General features: G+C 55.2%; 20 protein-coding genes and 2 pseudogenes. 3 read left to right on the top strand and 19 right to left on the bottom strand.

Features of this window, described 5'->3' with window-relative positions; genetic code table 11:
* Window positions 1-29 precede the first annotated feature (29 nt).
* Genes JK231_RS00110 through JK231_RS00075 form a run of 7 tightly spaced genes read right to left on the bottom strand, consistent with a single transcriptional unit; the run spans window position 30 to window position 5,463 of the window.
* Window positions 30-326 (bottom strand): hypothetical protein, encoded by a 297-nt coding sequence (locus JK231_RS00110; protein WP_211727745.1) that lies wholly within the window; start codon window positions 324-326, stop codon window positions 30-32.
* Window positions 326-991 carry a tail fiber assembly protein gene (locus JK231_RS00105; protein WP_249221581.1) on the bottom strand — a complete coding sequence of 222 codons (666 nt, stop codon included), beginning with the start codon at window positions 989-991 and terminating at the stop codon, window positions 326-328. The genes JK231_RS00110 and JK231_RS00105 overlap by 1 nt, the downstream gene beginning before the upstream one ends.
* A complete protein-coding gene (locus JK231_RS25425; RefSeq protein ID WP_249221580.1) occupies window positions 991-3,009 on the bottom strand; it encodes a phage tail protein in 2,019 nt (672 codons plus the stop codon). Before JK231_RS25425 ends, JK231_RS00105 begins: the two co-directional genes overlap by 1 nt.
* On the bottom strand, window positions 3,006-3,614 hold the full coding sequence (locus tag JK231_RS00090; RefSeq protein WP_211727744.1) for a phage tail protein I: 609 nt from the start codon (window positions 3,612-3,614) through the stop codon (window positions 3,006-3,008). Before JK231_RS00090 ends, JK231_RS25425 begins: the two co-directional genes overlap by 4 nt.
* A complete protein-coding gene (locus tag JK231_RS00085; RefSeq protein ID WP_211727743.1) occupies window positions 3,607-4,515 on the bottom strand; it encodes a baseplate assembly protein in 909 nt (302 codons plus the stop codon). The genes JK231_RS00090 and JK231_RS00085 overlap by 8 nt, the downstream gene beginning before the upstream one ends.
* Before the next feature lie 4 nt (window positions 4,516-4,519).
* Complete coding sequence (locus tag JK231_RS00080) at window positions 4,520-4,870, bottom strand: GPW/gp25 family protein (protein ID WP_211727742.1); 351 nt, start codon at window positions 4,868-4,870, stop codon at window positions 4,520-4,522.
* Window positions 4,867-5,463, bottom strand: coding sequence for a phage baseplate assembly protein V (locus JK231_RS00075; RefSeq protein ID WP_211727741.1), 597 nt, complete (start codon window positions 5,461-5,463; stop codon window positions 4,867-4,869). Before JK231_RS00075 ends, JK231_RS00080 begins: the two co-directional genes overlap by 4 nt.
* Window positions 5,464-5,549: 86 nt before the next feature.
* On the opposite strand from JK231_RS00075, the gene JK231_RS00070 reads away from it, so the two are divergent.
* Window positions 5,550-6,476, top strand: a complete 927-nt coding sequence (locus JK231_RS00070) for an FRG domain-containing protein (protein ID WP_211727740.1) — start codon at window positions 5,550-5,552, stop codon at window positions 6,474-6,476.
* Here the strand turns inward: JK231_RS00070 and JK231_RS00065 are convergent.
* The 12 genes and pseudogenes from JK231_RS00065 to JK231_RS00015 form a co-directional block, all read right to left on the bottom strand.
* On the bottom strand, window positions 6,436-6,885 hold the full coding sequence (locus JK231_RS00065; RefSeq protein WP_211727739.1) for a phage virion morphogenesis protein: 450 nt from the start codon (window positions 6,883-6,885) through the stop codon (window positions 6,436-6,438). The two genes, JK231_RS00070 and JK231_RS00065, sit on opposite strands and share 41 nt — an antisense overlap.
* Window positions 6,882-7,349, bottom strand: a complete 468-nt coding sequence (locus JK231_RS00060; protein ID WP_211727738.1) for a phage tail protein — start codon at window positions 7,347-7,349, stop codon at window positions 6,882-6,884. The genes JK231_RS00065 and JK231_RS00060 overlap by 4 nt, the downstream gene beginning before the upstream one ends.
* A complete protein-coding gene (gene lysC, locus JK231_RS25420) occupies window positions 7,282-7,602 on the bottom strand; it encodes an Rz1-like lysis system protein LysC (RefSeq protein WP_249221579.1) in 321 nt (106 codons plus the stop codon). The genes JK231_RS00060 and lysC overlap by 68 nt, the downstream gene beginning before the upstream one ends.
* Window positions 7,526-7,873: pseudogene (locus JK231_RS00055) on the bottom strand (LysB family phage lysis regulatory protein); the annotation flags it as partial. The gene lysC and the pseudogene JK231_RS00055, both read right to left, overlap by 77 nt.
* Window positions 7,870-8,244 carry a DNZ54_00345 family protein gene (locus tag JK231_RS00050; RefSeq protein WP_211727736.1) on the bottom strand — a complete coding sequence of 125 codons (375 nt, stop codon included), beginning with the start codon at window positions 8,242-8,244 and terminating at the stop codon, window positions 7,870-7,872. The pseudogene JK231_RS00055 and the gene JK231_RS00050, both read right to left, overlap by 4 nt.
* Window positions 8,245-8,248: 4 nt before the next feature.
* Window positions 8,249-8,758, bottom strand: a complete 510-nt coding sequence (locus JK231_RS00045; protein WP_211727735.1) for a lysozyme — start codon at window positions 8,756-8,758, stop codon at window positions 8,249-8,251.
* A complete protein-coding gene (locus tag JK231_RS00040) occupies window positions 8,739-8,954 on the bottom strand; it encodes an HP1 family phage holin (RefSeq protein ID WP_211727967.1) in 216 nt (71 codons plus the stop codon). The genes JK231_RS00045 and JK231_RS00040 overlap by 20 nt, the downstream gene beginning before the upstream one ends.
* Window positions 8,955-8,963: 9 nt before the next feature.
* A complete protein-coding gene (locus JK231_RS00035) occupies window positions 8,964-9,170 on the bottom strand; it encodes a tail protein X (protein ID WP_211727734.1) in 207 nt (68 codons plus the stop codon).
* A complete protein-coding gene (locus tag JK231_RS00030; RefSeq protein WP_211727733.1) occupies window positions 9,167-9,634 on the bottom strand; it encodes a head completion/stabilization protein in 468 nt (155 codons plus the stop codon). The genes JK231_RS00035 and JK231_RS00030 overlap by 4 nt, the downstream gene beginning before the upstream one ends.
* Window positions 9,635-9,724: 90 nt before the next feature.
* Complete coding sequence (locus JK231_RS00025) at window positions 9,725-10,393, bottom strand: terminase endonuclease subunit (protein WP_211727732.1); 669 nt, start codon at window positions 10,391-10,393, stop codon at window positions 9,725-9,727.
* 3 nt (window positions 10,394-10,396) lie between these two features.
* Window positions 10,397-11,467, bottom strand: a complete 1,071-nt coding sequence (locus JK231_RS00020) for a phage major capsid protein, P2 family (RefSeq protein ID WP_211727731.1) — start codon at window positions 11,465-11,467, stop codon at window positions 10,397-10,399.
* A gap of 46 nt (window positions 11,468-11,513) precedes the next feature.
* Window positions 11,514-12,368 (bottom strand): GPO family capsid scaffolding protein, encoded by an 855-nt coding sequence (locus JK231_RS00015; RefSeq protein ID WP_211727730.1) that lies wholly within the window; start codon window positions 12,366-12,368, stop codon window positions 11,514-11,516.
* Window positions 12,369-12,513: 145 nt separating this feature from the next.
* On the opposite strand from JK231_RS00015, the gene JK231_RS00010 reads away from it, so the two are divergent.
* On the top strand, window positions 12,514-14,277 hold the full coding sequence (locus JK231_RS00010) for a terminase ATPase subunit family protein (protein WP_211727729.1): 1,764 nt from the start codon (window positions 12,514-12,516) through the stop codon (window positions 14,275-14,277).
* Window positions 14,277-14,696, top strand: a pseudogene (locus JK231_RS00005) (Presumed portal vertex protein); the annotation flags it as partial. The gene JK231_RS00010 and the pseudogene JK231_RS00005, both read left to right, overlap by 1 nt.
* Window positions 14,697-14,774: the final 78 nt, after the last annotated feature.

Below are 14,774 nucleotides of genomic sequence, written 5' to 3'. Positions count from 1 at the left end.
CGCAGGGCTTATCTCAGAACAGGCAGGCTTTACCCTAGAAGAATGACTGCCGTGTAAACCACCGCGCAGGCCACGACAGGAACAAGCATATCCAGCAGGCTCGGGATATCCCACGCCCTGATCGCAAATCCTCCCCACCACGGCATGTTCTTGCGATGACCATCACCAAACATCGCAATCCAGCGATACTCCGCCTGCGTCTGCTCGCGTGCAATAAACCACAGGCAACCCAGCACCGCGCCGCTGTGCCAGTCATTTAAGATCAGCCCGAAGAGGCACTGCACCGCCACGGCGGCGCAGGCGTGAAAGACCGGTGACAAATCCATTATAAGCCCCCCACATCTGGTACAGCGGGCCACGCCACATCAGGTGCGGTGGAGGTATCCACCGCCTGCAGAGCCTGAATATAGGTCATCCACACAACAAGCGTTGCTTTGTCATCATCGGTGATGATGCCGAGCATCAGCTGCGTCTGCCACGCCTGCGATGCGCTGTTTGCGTCAGCAATACGGCTGGCCTTTTCTGCGCTGGCATTTTTCACCAGAGCCGCCTGCTGCGCGGCTTTATCGGTCACCCATTTTTTACCGTTCCACGCATCGAAGGCGGTAGCGGGTTTCAGCAGTGTGGTGTCTGCCGGATATTCACCTGGCTGGCTGATAACCTGCGCCGTTCCATCCGTCGTGCTGTAAACCGTTTCGCCGCGATGATCGTCAACCTGCTGCCAGTTGCCACCAAAGATAAGGGCTTTACCCTGCACCGGCTCAGGTGGCGCGGTACAGGTTGAGTTAGCCGGACTGCCTACGCCTACAGAAACATACTCCTCGCTTGAGCCTGTATACTCGCCCGTCGCTGCGTCAAAGTTATAGACCGTTAACAGACCGCTTTCTTTCGCCAGTCCGCTTTCGTCCAGGCTGGTATAAACGATGGCAGGCGTTGCCGGAAGCACTTCCATCTCTTCAGGGATTGTCATTTCTTCAATTACGTCAGCCATTATGCGGCCCTCACGATATAGTTAAATGCCACGTTGCGCGGACGCGTTTCAGTTGCAGAGCGAACGACATTGGCTGAATCAAACGTCACAGCAAATCCTCCCTTCTGTTGCGTTACCGGCGTTTGCTCTCGCGATGGTCCTTCGGTGAATGCTCCGTTAGTCGACGCATGCGGGCTGGTCATGAGGCCGATTCCATTGCCCATTTCAAGCGTGCCCGTTATGCGCTGCAAGGCATCCGTCTGCAGCGAAAGAATTGCACGGCCAGTGTCAATGCCGCGCCCATCATCCCAGCCGCGAATAAACTCACCACGTAAATCGGGTAGCTTGAGGGATGGATAAGCCTTCGCCAGCTCCGGGTAAGTCGTCGCACTGAATGATGCGCCGTTGCATTTCAGCCAGCCAGACGGCGCTGCCTCTGCAGGCCAAGGCATAGGAACGCCCACCGGTACGAGGTTATTCATAACCGAGTCCGCCCTGACCAGTTCCACCCATACAGACCAACCGTTGGCTGATGTGCATGTGCGAATGAATCGCTGATTGGCAGTTGTAGAGTGGTAAACCTGACTGATAACTCCTGTCGTGCCCGTGGCTTTTACTTCAAGAAAACCATAAGCACTACCTGATGGGCCGTTGGTGTAATTCCCGTAATAAACGCCACTTTCAGTAAGCGTATTTGCGTCAGTCTGAGTTGTTAGCTCATTTGGCCTCAGCGTTGTTTGAGTCCATGGGCTCCAAGTTGTGCCACTCAATGTGCGCTGCCACGAGCGGTTAATGGTGGCTGAGCTGGTAGTGATTGAGGTAAAACGCTGCAGAAGTGAGTTACTACTCAGTCGCAATTTAACTTCCAGAATACCTGTAGGTGAACTAACCATAGGCATATTGCTCGCCGCACCTGTAACTGAGTATGTGCCTGGTGTTAACGCCGCATTGGCATCATTAATGTAACCCTGAATGGGCTGCTCACCAATTGCACTCCACGCCTCCCAAACTGGCGCAGACGCGTTCCACTGTGCTGATAAACTGCGCACATACATTGCACCGAAACGAGTAGTATATCTCTGTGTGCATCCCCACGAACCGCCTTTGAATACCTCAAGAATCCCCACGGTTGACTCGGGAAGATTTTTTGATGCTGTGGTGGGCGTTACTGAAGAAAAATACCAAAGCCCTAAATAATCATCCACTGGTCCAAAGTTGTTAACATCAACACCGGCAGTTACAGCCCCTTTGATTGATAAAGAACTGTCTTTTACGTCCTTGACCGCCTTGGAGGTTGCAACGGTGTCCTCACTAGTGCTGTCTGTAGCACTACTACGTTTTTCTTTGAGCAGGTACTGCGAATGCGGATCGGTATTATCCGTATGCGCCTTCATCACTGACTGCACAAATGCAGTGGTCGCAATCTGCGTATCATTCTTGCTTGCGGCAGGCGTCGGCGCTTTCGGCGATCCGGTCAGAGTCGGGCTGGCCTTTGGTGCGTACTGCGTATGCGGATCAGCGGCGGCAACGTGTTTTGCCATCAGGTCATCGGCATAGGCTTTAACCTCAATCACCGCGTTGTCAACATACTGGCGCGTCGCCAGCACAATAGACGGGTCGATTTTGAGGGTGACCGCATCCGTGCTGCTGACAATCAGGATCATGCGCACGGTCTGCGTGCGTCCGCTGCCCTCCTGCAACTGGGGCTTATAAGTTTCAGCACAGTTAGCCACGGCAATCAGCACGCCGTCGGCGTCTAACAGGCCTATTTCGCGAATCCAGAAACCGCCCTCAGTCTCCGGGATAACCTGCTCAGCAATAATCTGGCTGCTGTTAGCCGTATCAATGCTCAGCGAGTTCAGCGCGGCGCGGCGCTTCTCACCGACCAATTTGGTCTGAGTGGCGTTCGGTGTGGGAAGCGTGCCGCCCCCGTCGCCGACAGCCATTTGAGTAATCTGCAGTTGGGTACCCAGCGCGGCGGCGTTAGCCAGCTTGGATGCGCCGAGATTCGTCAGCAGGGCATAATATTTTGTCGTCATGCGCGCACTTCCGTCAGGTCAATGATATGTAGCGCCACGGCGGTAAAGCCGGTGCCGCCCACGGTAATAGTTTCAGGGGTGTAGGGATAAACCGTCAGCTCGTCGCCGGTGTAGCAGGCAGCGCCCACGGTGAGCGGCCCGGATGAATCGAGATTGATGGACAGGCCAATAAGGTGCCGACTGCACGGCTTGGCGTCCGCAATCATCCGCTCCAGCTCGTTGTACATTTCCTCCGTGATGCCGGTATCCAGCACACCCACATCGAGCCGGAACGTGCCAGGCGTCTCGTTGGTCTTCCACCACTCAATGACGCGGATCAGATAGCCGAGCGGTTCCACCACGCGGCGGATTGCGCCAATGGTTCCCTTTTTCTGATGCACCGCTCGGGACGCCGCCACAACAGCACGCTTGGTGGACTCGGGCCATTTGGTATCCCAGCGGTCAACCGACCACGCCCACGCCAGATAAGGCAGCAGGACTAGCGGACATTCGTAGGGGTTCCAGAGCTGGCGCAGCGGCACATTCATTGCGCTGAGACTGGACAGCGCTTCGGCAGCGGCAACCTCCAGCACTGACGAACCGGTGGGAAGCAGGCGATCACTCATCCGATCCCCCCACGGTTAGCATGTACCCGGTGCAGTAAGCGGCCTGCGTTTTATCCAGCACGACGTCGGCGACCGGCTTAATCAGATTGACGCGCTGCACACCTTCAACGTGCATGGCGGCATATAGCGCCGACAGGCGAATGTCACGCCCGAGCCGCTTCTGTGTGCTGATATAGGCAATCAGCTTCGCCTCTGACGCAGCGCGGATTGGCTCCGCTTCCGGCCCCGGATAGAGATATAACTCGGCTTCAATCTCATAACTGACGATGGTTGCCGACTGCACGTTTACCCGATCAGCAACGGGGCGCACGTTTTCATCGTTAAGCGCGGCATTGACCACAGCCAGCAAATCATCTGCAGCGATGCCATTACCCTCGCGGGCCAGTATGGTGACCGTGACAACAGCCGGTGACGGGCTGATGGCTGATGCATCCGCCACGCGTCCGTCTGCACTGCGGGCGTGATACTCATACGCCCCTGTCGGCCCTGCCACGCTCAGGCCTTCGAATGCTCCAGCAATGCGGGCGCGAAAATCATCGTTACTTTCCATCACTGCCGACGTGGGGGGAATGGTGGTGTCGTCTGCCGGTGTAATGATCAGGCGTTCAACACCGTTATTAGCGCCAACCTGGTCTAAATCATCGTCCATCGCATAGGCCACCATCACGGCACGCGCAGCTTCGTTAATGCGCTGGCGCAGGATCACCTCACGATAGGCATTTTCCTGCAGCACCTTCACGACGGGTTCAGATTCCAGCGCAAGTGTCAGCGCAACAGCCGCCTGCTGCTCTTCGGGGTACAGCGAAATCAGCGTGGCTTTTCGCTCAGCCAGCAGCACTTCATAGTCCAGCGTTTCCACCACGTCGGGCGCGGGTAACTGGCTCAGGTCAATAGTTGCCATGTTCTCAGCTCACAGGAACGGTTAGTGAAAAAGGCTGCAGCGTGTCGGTTCTGTTGCCGGTCAGTTCAACCACCATGCCGCCGTTAAAATCCGGGTCGAAATTAATGGCGGTGAGCTTGACGCGGGGTTCCCAGCGCAGCAGCGCCAGATAACAGGCCGACATAATCTGCAGGCGGAGTGATTCGTTTTGCGGCTGGTCAATCAGCGCAGACAGCAGCGAGCCGTATTCGCGGCGCATTACGCGGGTGCCAACGGGCGTCATCAGAATGTCGCGCATCGACTGACGGATGTGATCGAGGTCGGTAATGGCTTTGCCGGTTTCCCGGTTCATGCCGATATATTTCGCGGTTGTCATTGAGGACCGTCCGTTCTGCTGCCGCCGCGTTGGACGCCGCCGTGGTCGTGGTCATCCACAACAACGCCATTCGAATCAAATTTCCCGCCACTATGATTAACGTCGCCCGTCATCTTGCCCCCCCCTGAAAACTCGAATGTCTTAGCTTTCAGATGGGCTGAGCATTCCACTTCTGGCGTGCTTAGCAGGATTTTGACTGCCGCCTCAATCGTGGCGGTCTGAATACCAGCCGCTTTAAGTGCTCCGGTTGCCGGTTCATACTCGATCACCGCACCGTCCGGAAATGACCAGTGCAGCGCGTCAGCCGACGCCGATGGCGCAGGGTTGTTATCAGAAAAAACTGCCGGCAGCACAAAGCCGGTATCTGTTTCACCGCCGAGGCACAAAACGATCACCTGCTCACCCACTGACGGCGCATTCCATGAACGTGTATTACCCGCACGGGCAGTCAGCCAGTGAAGCCAGCCAGTCGTAAGATTTCCTGTATCCACGCGGCATAACCCGTCGTCCAGATTTACGGCGGACACGGTTCCAATACGGATCAGGTTGCGCAGCAGGCGCAGAATTTCAAAAATTTGTTCATTTTGTTCCATTTCGTTATGTTGTTAGATTGAAGTAGTTACTACCACTTCAGCCAGTTTGGTAGTTGATGAACAAACATCTTTAGGAAGGTATTGATATGAATATCGAAGAAATTCACTTCGAAAAATGTAGTGATTTTTTAAATTACTTTTTACCTTGGAACAGCAAACTCAATAGCTTTATTTTTCGAGGACACGCCAACTCAAGCTGGGAATTAATTCCAACCGCATTGAGAGAAAAAGATAACCCAATGGTTACCTTTCTCGACTTAGCTGGCTATCAAAAGCCTTTTAATAACATTACCGAATACCTCCAAATTCAGATGGAATATCATTTCATTAGGAATTTTTATAGCACCGCTGATAGACAAGGGCTGAGATTACCTAACTCCAGTTTTTTACGTAAAAATCTAACAGGAATATTAGATCCTAATGTAAAGCTATTCTTGGAAGGAGAAGATTACTGGATACCTCTTGAGCTTTATGATTGCGCAGCATTGGCCCAACACCATGGATTACCGACGCGACTACTCGACTGGTCATACGACCCATTCATTTCAATTTTTTTTGCTTTGAAGGGTGCTTTAGAAAATGAAGGTAATTTATGCATATGGTGCTTAAATACTAATCTATTGACTGAGCCATATTTAGAGGCAGACGAATGCCCTATAAAATTTGTCACCCCGCCGTATTATGACAACCCAAACCTTAATTCTCAGAAGGGTATATTTACTCATACCCCGACTAAGATTCAGTCTACAGTAGCCAATGCCATCGGCACACCTGTAAATAGAACACCTTTGGATAAATTCCTAGCTGAAAAGTTAAAAGGTTATGGACGAAGAGATGAGGTATTGCGGAAAGTCACACTACCATGCTCAGAAGCAAAGACCGCCTACTATCATTTAAATAATCATGGATATTCATCATCTAAAATTTTTCCTGGGTTTGATGGGGTTGTCAAAGAATTACTCGATACTGTAATTAGCGAACAACAATTGCAAGTACCACCTCATGAACGATAGATAAGTCTTCATCGCTCAGTCCTAAAAGAGGGCGAGATTCATATTGCACCTCTTTACCGTTTCGGGATGGCCTATCCCGCAGGCCGTAATGATGGATGCGAGCCATACGCTGCACGCGCCCGGTAAACTCGACCACCGCCTCGTCAGATGTTGCCTGTACTTTCATGTACTTTGCAGTGCGGAGCCTGGCAAACATCTCGCGCTTTACCCGGCCCTTTTTACTACGTATGGGCTGCGTCTTGCGGGGTTTAAACGGCGTGCCGTCCGGTGCCTGCTGGTTCTTGATGTTCTTCTGCTGGCTGGCGCGCAGCTTCTTCGCGATGTTACGCGCCATCTCTTTTCGTGCAGATGCGGAGAGGTTGCCAATCAGCGCATTCAGCCGGTCATTGACCATCTGCAAATCGTTCATAGTTTCATTTCACTGACGAGCACACCACGGGCATACACCTGCAGTGGGCGATAATCATTTTCTGGCAGCGGATTTTCTGCCAAGTGAGTGACATGTAACTCGTCACCCACGTGATTAACAATCACGCGCTCGCTCAGCAGTAAATCAATACTGATATCACTGGCGGTATCGCTGATCACATCCGCTTTAAAGGTGAAGCCGGTCTGCTGCTTCTCTTTCGTTGCCATCATGTCGGGTTCATTCACCCGCAACCATTCCAGCATCGGCACAATCAGCACGTCGATATCACCGGTGTAATCGGTAATCACCATATTCAGCCGGTACTGATACTCAAACGACAGCGAGGTGGCGAGCGTTGAGACGATACGCCCGCTGTCGATAAATACGTTCAGGCTGTCAGGATTTCGCTGCAGCAGCGGTACGCTGTCGGTCAGCGCTTTGCGCAGTTGGTTGGGTTTCAACATCGTGTTGCTCCTGACAGTCTTTGATGATTTCAACCTGCAGCCCGCAGGATGCGAGTGCAGCCTCAAGCTGGCGATTATCCGCCGCCAGATCGCCCGCCGTTCTGAGGCTGTTTCCCGGTACCGGGCAGCTTGTCACGCGTGGACAGCCAATCCAGATAATCTCTGGCGCTGGCGAAGGCCGGTCGGGTGTGCAGCCTGATAACATCGTCAGGCAGAGCAGCAGCAGACCAGTCACGTAATACTGGATTCGCATCGGTTTCCCTCTGAACTTGTGCCTCACGGGTCAGCGCACCGGCGCTGGCCCTCCCCTGCATCAACCGCAGTGCGGCTTCGCGTTTCTGGCCCTGCTGGTTTTCACTGTTCAGCCTGGTAATTGCTTTATCCCGGCTTTCGATGCCCGCCGACAGAGTGCCGATAATCTTCTGCGCACTCTCCAGCTCGTCGCTGGCTACCGACCATCGCCAGCCGGTCAGCGCCAGCGCTACCAGTGCCGCCGCCAGAAGCGTGACGACAATGCGGATCATGCGCTGGCTTCCGGACGTTCACTGCTGAACAATGCGCCTGCAATGACGACAAACAGGCAGGCCAGTGAAGTGATTTTCCAGTCGGCTCCGTATAACAGCCCGCCAATAAAGGTGCGGTGATACCACTGAAGCGGAAGAACGTCAGCCAGCATGAAGAAGTGATGCAACAGCAGATGCATCTTTTGCCTGGCCATTCCTGTGTAAGTCTGCGCATATAAAGCGATAAAGCTGATCACCACCCACAGCGCAAACTCGACCCAGACAGCCGCAGCCAGCAGGTAGATTGCATGCGTGACCGGCAGCAGAATGCCAACAATGACCAGCGAAATGCACAGTCCGATCACAAACCACGTCGTGTTTACAAATTTCATTGCTTTACGCTCCTTTTAAGCACCAGACCAGTTCACGCCCACGGCGGTTATCCAGCCCTTGATTAAACACACCCTGCACATACACCCAGCGCGGCAACTGCATACAGGCGTCCCGCCATCGCTCCTGATTAAGCAGCTTCACCATTGTTGAGCCGCAGGCATTGCCGGTACCGACGTTGAAGGCCAGCGATACGAGTGCGTCATAAACCTTTTGCGGTACCCTCGTGAACAAACACCGGGAAAGCGCTAGCTCAGTGCGCAGTACGTTGGCAATGAACGTGCCAGCAACCTGCCGCTCCGTAATGGTTTTTCCCGGCACTACACCTGCTGTATTGCCGATGCCGTCCGTCCACTTGTCCGCGTCGCACTTATACGGGCTCAGGCGACACCCTTCGTAATCCGCGATTAGCTTCAGCCCCTCCACGGAGGTGTGAAGCGTCTGGAATCCCGGCAGCGTCGAGGCAATCGCCAGCACCACCCCCACCGAGCAGCGTTTAACGATTTGCAGATTCATAGTCACCCCGGCTGATGCGGCCATTCGCAAAAAGCTGATAGGTTTTGCGCCGGTAATACCAGCTCACCAGAAACATGCCGACACCCAGCAACATACCGAGCATCGTTGCCACGTCCTGCAAATCCCACTTACCCAGCCATCCCATAACGACCGCAATGGCATAGGTAATAAAGGCGCTGATACGCTCCATTGTGATATTCATGATTCAGTCCCAAAGGTTAACGGTCTCGCCCGTTGGCGCTTCCGGTAGTTCGGGCAGATCAACCGGGTAGCCGTGTGGCAACACCGGCCCCGCATCAGCAAGGCCGTTATTTGCCGCATAGACCTGTTCGGTCACCTGCTCGGTTCGCCCATAGTGGCGATAGCAGATTTCATCAACGGTATCGCCCTGCAGCGCATAAACCCGCGTCACAGCAGACTCACAATGCAGCCCGGACGCTCAGCGATACGGCTGATGCTGAACCGCGCATCACGCCAGTATTCATCGGCGCTGGCCTCCACCTCGGTTGCCTTTTTCGTGCCGCTGGCGTCATATCCGCGATACTTCTCGACAACGGTGGCGGCTGTGATTGAACCCACCGCTGCGAGGTAATACGTGATTTTTTCGCTCACACCGTCCAGCGTTTCAGCCGGTACGGCATCCAGTGTTTTAAACCCTGCCGCCATCTGCTCGGCGCGCCACTCGTAAAGCTCGGCGTTCACTTCAGCAATGGCTGTCAGCACCGACTGGCGCAGGCGCGGTGCGGTGACCGTTCCCTCGTAGCGCAGCGATTCGCGAAGCTGCTGCAGGTCGATGTCAGGCCAGAAAAAGGTATTTTTTACCGGCGGCTCGGCAGTCTCTGCCGGTCGCTGTGCTGCTATTACCAGCGTGCTCATAGTTGGCCCTTAAATAGGTGGGCGGTGGAGGACGGCGTAAACACTGAAAGTGCGCTGCCGTCCTGCCGCCCTGCGCGGGGTCGCGTCCGGTCAGCGGCTGGCCTGTGCCTGCTTTTTCATCACAGTTGCCAGCCGCTCAATGTCCTTTTTGACGCCACAGCCCTCATGGAGCTGTAGCGCACGTCTAAGGTGGTCCATCGCCTCAAGAGTCCCGCCCGCATCGCGATATACATACCCGGTAATTTTGTGCAGCTTGGCACGCACCTGATCGGGCATGTCTTCGGATTCTGTCAGCCGGATGGTTTCAAGCAGCGGGTCAATATCCACCGCCTCTTTTAACGTCCAGGCTCGCGTCGCGGCGCTGGCGACTTCCTCTGCCAGCAGATACGGCAGGCTGTCACGCTTGAATCCGTCAGGTGGCACCAGACCGTGCGTGAGAGCGTAACGGGCAATTTCGAGTGCGCCGGTTACGTCTCCTGTGTCCAGTCGCCAGATCATGACGGTCATCACGATGGCATCCTGCGCGCCGCGCCCGCTGTTCATCACGCCTGCAATCCACGGCATGTAGTCAGGCAGCAACTGGCGTTTCAGCTCAGCCTTGCGCTCTACCGAGTGGACTTTCTTCAGGCGGCGCTTGTCCTCGTTGAGTTTCATGAGCATCTGCTCATAGCCGGTGGCGTGGCGCATCGGGTTAGACTCCCGTTGCGTTTCGGTTTCGGCCTGGACTCGCATCCGGTGACGGCGGGCGGGACTCAGCATGCATTACTCTCCAGCCGCCGGGGTGGAAGCAGGCGCGGTAAAGTCACCGAGCTGGATGTTTTCGATCAGGCAACCCGCCGCATAGTCTTCCACCACGTAGTCTTCGTTCGCAGACTCGTAGTTTTCGATGCGGTCACGCTTCGGCACCTCTTCGATATGGCGGCGCTGCGTGCCTTCCTGCCAGTAAATCGACAGGTTATCGAGGCGCGTCACCAGAATGGCGTTAGCCGGGAAGTAAGGCACGCGCACCGCTGGCAGGTTGCCGATGCGTTTCTGACTGATGATGACGTCAGCCGCAAGCTGTTCGGTGTTCGCCTGGCTCTGGTTCACGATCGGGAAATACTTATCAGCCAGCAACTGACGGCCCACGATGACAACCAGCTCCGGGTCTTCCTGATACCACGGCTCGATCAGGTTGTTGGTGGCATCCATCACCAGCGCGTCAAGGTTGGCGTAGTCGCCGGATTTGCCCACGCGGATTTTTGCCGAAATCACCGCGCCATCTTCGTCGGTAACTTTGCTCATCACTCGGTCTGGCGCTTCGTTGCGGTACTTCTGCAGCCAGCCTACCGCCACGTCCTGCAGCATTGGGTTAGTTGCGCGGTTCGACGTCTTGGCGCGGCGCGTACCGTTGAACCCGATCATGATGCGGTCCAGCGCCTGACGCTGGATGATGGCGTCACGTAAGCGGGTCTGGAAATCTTCATAGCGCGCCCACAGGTCAAGCGTGTTGTAACGGATGTGGAAATCAAAGTTGACCTGCGCGCACTCATAGCCGCGGCTGTCCAGCGAAGAGAAATCAGCGGTTTCGCGCTCATCACCCCCAGCGGTGTCCGTGGTGCTGGCAATTGAGCCGGACACGCCGACGCCGATTTTTTCGCCCTTCATTTCCGGCACCGGCACGATGTTGATGCGGGTCAGAAACGCAGATGACTCCTGCACGCGGGTCATCAGCTTCTGCGCGACGGACGGCTCAACGCTGAACTTCTTGTTCATATCGCCAGTTTCGACGCCGTTCAGCTCGGCAACGCGGGACAGATAGGTATTAAATTTAAAACGGGTTTGCTGGCGCATTGGCGCTCCTGTTAATCAGTGTTCAGGTTTACTCAGTCCGGGCTTATCAGCAGTCGGTCTGCACGCTGCCTTTGTTATCACCGCCGGTCGCAGGCGGACGACGGTTAAAGCCACCATCGGTATTCGCAAGCGAATCCTGCAGCGCGCTCAGCGCCTCGCGGTCTTTACCTGCAGCAGTTTCCAGCGCTTCAAGACGTGAGGAATATTTCTGCTCAACGCTGGCGAGCTGCTGCGCAAAGCTTTCGCCGTTCTGCTGCACCTGCTCAGCCACCGCCGTCACTGCCGCGCTCACGTCGTTAAAACGCTCGTCGTCGGTTTTCTCTTTGCGGGTAAACAACTCTTTCACGCGGTTCAGCAGAGACGGCCCCTGTTCGGCTTCTTCGTAGAACTCGATCAGAGTTTCTTCGGCAGCGGTAAACAGGTTGTCTTTTTGCAACTTACGTGAGGCAAGCGGGTTAGCTTTGGCGGAGGCGCTGAAGCTGAGGTATTCAGTGCCGAGGCTTGCCGGATCGTCAGTTACAGCCAGGCCAACCAGATAGGCTTCGCCGGTGTCTGAGAAATTCGGGTTCACTTCGATAGAGGTGTAAACCTTCTGGCGCGCCTTGGTCAGATCGACAAGGTCAGGCGTCGGGTCGATATAGCCAAACAGCGCGAGCTTGCCCGCCAGCGGGCCTTCGGTGATTTCTTCGGCTTCGACTTTCGTTACGTCACCAAAGCGGCGGAAAGTGCTGTCAGCGGCATAACCCTTGATGTGCTCCATGTTGATGCGGGCACCGTACACGGTCGGGTCATAGTTTTTCGCCATCTGCGAAATCCAGTCGCGGGAAATCTCGCGACCATCGGTAGTAGCGCCCTGGACCGCGATGCGGAAACGCTTTGCTTTAGTTGCCTTAGTTGCCATGTAACAGGCTCCGGTCAGTGGATTGGTTCGGTTCGGGGCCAGTTTCCCCATCACCATCCAATCCCTCAACGAATGCCCGCCCGCTCACGTACCAGCAAACAGCGAGTGCAGGCGCGCGTTTTTCGCCGTCGGTAGCCTTATCGCCATGAACATGACACCCGGCACCATCATCACCGATCCGCGCCGTCAGGCCGCGCTGCTGTACTGGCAGGGATTTTCCGTGCGCCAGATTGCGGAGACGCTCGGACAGAAAACGCCAACCGTGCAGAGCTGGAAGCAGCGCGACGAGTGGGAAAATGTTGCGCCCATCAGTCGCGTTGAAGCCAGCATGGAAGCCCGGTTGATTCAGCTCATCATGAAAGAGGTCAAGGGGAATGGTGATTACAAGGAAATAGACGCGCTCGGGCGCCAGATTGAACGACTCGCCCGCGTCGAGCGCTATCGCGGCAGCGGCAATGAGGCCGATCTCAATCCCAACGTGCGCAACCGCAACAAGGGCGAGCGCCAGCCGCCGAGCAAAAACGTTTTCAGCGACGAGCAGACCGAAAAGCTTACCGATCTGTTCATGGACGGCTGCTTTGACTATCAGCTCCACTGGCACAAAGCCGGGCTGGCTCACCGTATCCGCAACATCCTTAAATCCCGCCAGATTGGCGCGACGTTCTACTTTGCCCGCGAAGCGCTTATTGATGCGCTGACGACCGGGCGAAACCAGATTTTCCTGTCAGCGAGTAAGGCGCAGGCGCACGTTTTCAAAAATTACATTCTGAATTTTGCCCGACTGGTTGATGTTGACCTGAAAGGCGATCCGATTGTGCTGCCAAACGGCGCAAGCCTGATTTTCCTCGGTACTAACGTGCGCACCGCGCAGAGCTACACAGGCAATCTGTACCTGGATGAATATTTCTGGATACCGAAGTTTCAGGAGCTGCGAAAAGTAGCCAGCGGAATGTCACTGCACAAGAAGTGGCGCACCACCTACTTTTCCACGCCGTCGAGCCTGTCGCACAGCGCTTACCCGTTCTGGTCTGGCGAGCTGTTTAACAAAGGCCGCCGCAGCAAAGATGATCGCATTGAGATTGACCTGTCTCACTCTCACCTGGCGAAAGGCGCGCTGTGCGGTGATAACCAGTGGCGGCAGATAGTCACGGTTGAAGATGCGCTGTCAGGCGGGTGTGACCTGTTCGACATCGATCAGCTGCAGCTCGAATACAGCCCGGCGGAATATCAGAACCTGCTGATGTGTGAATTTGTCGACGACGAAGCCAGCGTGTTTCCGTTTGCCGAGCTGCAGACCTGCATGGTCGACAGCCTGGAGGAGTGGAACGACTTTAACCCTTACGCACTACGTCCGTTTGACTATCGCCCGGTGTGGATTGGATACGATCCCTCGCACACCGGCGACAGCGCCGGGTGTGCTGTTCTCTCTCCGCCGCTGGTTAAGGGCGGCAAGTTCCGCGTGCTGGAGCGTCATCAGTGGCGCGGCATGGACTTTGCTGCACAGGCGAAATCGATAAAGGAACTCACTGAAAAATACACCGTGGAATACATCGGTGTGGATGCGACCGGCATCGGACAGGGCGTTTTCCAGTTGGTGCGCCAGTTCTTCCCTGCAGCGCGGGAAATCAAATATTCGCCCGAAGTAAAAACCGCCATGGTGCTTAAGGCCAAGGACACCATTACCAGCGGGCGACTGGAATACGACGCGGGCCAGACCGATATCACTCAGTCATTTATGGCTATCCGCAAAACAATGACCGCCAGTGGCAACCGCTCAACTTACGAAGCCAGCCGCAGCGAAGAAGCCAGCCACGCCGACGTAGCCTGGGCAATCATGCACGCCCTCTTAAACGAACCGCTTACCGCTGCCAGCGGTGGTGAATCACCTTCTTTCCTGGAGTTTAACTAATGAACAAACGCAGAGGCCGCAAGGCATTCACCGCCAAAAGCGATCACGCGCAGCCCGAACAGACTGCGCAACAGCCCTTTGAGGCGTTCAGCTTCGGTGAACCTACAGCGGTGCTGGATAAGCGCGATATTATGGATTATGCCGAATGCATCCATAACGGACGATGGTATGAACCGCCGGTCAGTTTTCATGGCTTGGCGAAAAGCCTGCGCGCAGCAGTGCATCACAGCTCACCGCTCTACGTTAAACGTAACATTCTGGCCTCAACCTTCATCCCGCACCCGCTGTTGAGCCAGCAAGAGTTCAGCAAATTTGCGCTGGATTATCTGGTGTTCGGCAACGCCTTCGCCGAACTGCGCCGCAACACACTGGGTCAGCCGCTGCGACTGGAAACATCACCGGCGAAGTACACACGCCGTGTGACCTGCCCCCAGGATTAGATACAACCTTCAGTTAGTAATGTCGGTTGGTTTTTCTTCATATTTCCCGTTTCGCCA

It is taken from the genome of Pantoea sp. JGM49 (genome assembly GCF_018257655.1).
Lineage (GTDB): Bacteria > Pseudomonadota > Gammaproteobacteria > Enterobacterales > Enterobacteriaceae > Pantoea > Pantoea communis.
This window is presented reverse-complemented; position numbering and strand designations above follow the sequence as displayed.